Source organism: Pseudomonas quercus, from assembly GCF_012033695.1.
Classification (GTDB): domain Bacteria; phylum Pseudomonadota; class Gammaproteobacteria; order Pseudomonadales; family Pseudomonadaceae; genus Aquipseudomonas; species Aquipseudomonas quercus.
In genome coordinates this window covers 1-2,432 of the sequence record NZ_JAAVJI010000038.1, presented here as the reverse complement: position 1 = coordinate 2,432, position 2,432 = coordinate 1, and the positions used below count along the sequence as shown (strand labels likewise).

At 50.9% G+C, this 2,432-nt stretch carries 1 protein-coding gene and 1 pseudogene; both read left to right on the top strand.

Annotated features, from left to right (window positions below; genetic code table 11):
- The first annotated feature begins 436 nt into the window (after positions 1–436).
- A complete protein-coding gene (locus HBH25_RS22905) occupies positions 437–1,384 on the top strand; it encodes a hypothetical protein (protein ID WP_168086217.1) in 948 nt (315 codons plus the stop codon).
- Positions 1,385–1,405: 21 nt separating this feature from the next.
- Positions 1,406–2,432: pseudogene (locus tag HBH25_RS22900) on the top strand (IS91 family transposase); the annotation flags it as partial.

Here is a 2,432-nt window from a genome sequence, read left to right as displayed (position 1 = left end):
CGCTATCCGGCTTCTGCCCCGCACAGGCTGATCGTGCCGTAACGCTCTTGTCTGGAGCCTCCTCTTCATGTGTAGGCATCTTTGAAATTCCTACACATGAACTTGGCAGCCTGCGGCTGCAAATCGGTCCGTGCTAACTTCAGAGCCGTATCGCTTGGCACGCAGGCCCATCTTCGGTCTTTGGAACTCCATCAGCCCTTCTGACCACCTATTAGAATTTCGGTATTTCCCACAGCCAATCACATCCTCTGAATAAGGCCTAGGTAGCATGATTCCAATTCGACCGAGTATTCCTTCGCAACACTACACAGATTCAATAAATTCTAGCCAGACGACAGATCCATCCATCTTACAGGCCCCAAATTCCCAGCACAATCAGATTGGGCGTAATCACGAAGAAGCTGGCCTTCTTCCTGACAACGCTAGAGAGTTAGCCTTGACCCATCTGGATTCCCAACGTGCGCGAAGCCAGTTAACGCAAGCAATAGTTAATCAGAATATTCACCAACCCTCTGAAAAAACACCTCAAAAGACACTAAAGCTTGCAGTGCGGCAAGAGCGATTTATTGAAACATCCGATAATATTTTAAGGCCAGTCATAAATAATGGCTTTGTTAATTACGAGCCAGCCTTAATAATGCATCCAAGCCCTTCTTGGCCTCAGCAACGGCATCCACAGAACCCAGTGCTATCTAACGCTAACAACGATCCTTATCATAGAAATATAACTGAATTAGCACGGCTTGAAAAATCAGGAGAGGTAGGCCTGAGTAGTAAATTTAACGGGTACAAATATCAATCTCCTGATCTCCAAAGTGGAATTAGAAATTTTAAATCGATCCCGGGGATCAGAACAAATCCTAACCTTCCTTATACCGCTGATCAAAATTTCCGAGAAAAGGCGCAAGTCAGCCACTATGAAGTGAATTCTAATAATTTAAGGGCTGGGGATGTTCTGGTGGGCGAACATGGTCATGTTGACCTAGAAAATTTTGCCGAAGCTGACATGCGCTCTGCACGTACTTTTGGGCATAGCCATCCACCTGGACCACATACCGCATGGGAGCCGTCCCTGAGGGACCAGGCGACTGCGCGTGAAATGCCACATGTTCAGACTTTTGTAAAAGTGCCTGACGTAGCCAGAAAACAGGATATGGATATTTTGCAGTTCAATGGCGCCTTCCCGCCGCGTCATTATATTTCATTACCTAACCCCCAAAATCATCCTGTTCGGCCTGATTCGCCCGATATTCCACCATCACCTGGTGGTACGTTACAGTATCCACCATTTAAAAATCCTCCAGCTACTTATCAGGGACCGCCTGTTGCATATCCGGGCCCGCATGGATATAACTCTCGCTCTCCTTCACCTGCCGAAGATTAACAGTCGTTACTTAACGTTCCCATGCCAAACAGCTTCAAACCTCGGCCTTTGAAAAACCTGTTCACGGCCAATAGCTGTTGGGCGGATTTGCTGAAGGCTGGGGGTCTACGCGAGATCGAAGTGGAGTCGGTGAGCAAAATGCTGGCTTGTGGTACTTCGATCCTGGGCGTGAAACAGTACACCTGCGCCAATGACCGCTGTCCCCACGTCAAATACCTGTGCAACACCTGTCATTGTCGGGCCTGTCCATCGTGCGGCAAAAAGGCCACCGATCAGTGGATCGCCGTTCAACACAACCGCTTGCCTGATTGCGCCTAGTACCACCTGGTGTTCACGCTGCCCGACACGCTGTGGCCGGTGTTCTTTCATAACCGTGGCCTACTCGATGCGCTGTGCCGTCTGGCCGCAGACAACCTGCTGTATGCGGGAAAACGGCGAGGTCTGCGCATCGGGCTGTTTGGCGCAATCCATACCTACGGACGACGGCTCAACTGGCACCCTCACGTGCACCTGTCGGCTACTGCTGGCGGCCTGGATGAGCAGGACGTCTGGAAAAATATCGCTTTTCATGAAAAGGCGATGCGTCGTCGCTGGATGTGGAATGTGCGTAACCATCTATTGGAGCACTGGGATCAGCTCATAATGCCGCCGGAATTGGCGCATATCACCTGTGAAAGCGACTGGCGAAACCTGGTACTCAATGTAGGCGGTCAGCACTGGCATATTTACCTGTCGAAGAAGACAGAAAACGGGCGAAAAACGGTGAATTACCTGGGCCGCTACCTGAAGAAGCCGCCCATTTCGGGCAGTCGTCTGGCGCATTACACGTCCGGTGCTACGTTGAGCTTCACCTACCTGGATCACCGTACGCAGACCTATCAGCAGGAGTCGGTGAGCCAGGCCGATATGCTGCGCCGGGTAGTGCAGCACATCCCGGAAAAGCATTTTCGGATGATCCGGTATTTTGGGTTTCTGGCCAACCGAGTGTGCGGAAAGTATTTGCCAAAGGTGTATGAGGCGCTGGAGATGGCGAAACCAGGGCCGGCGC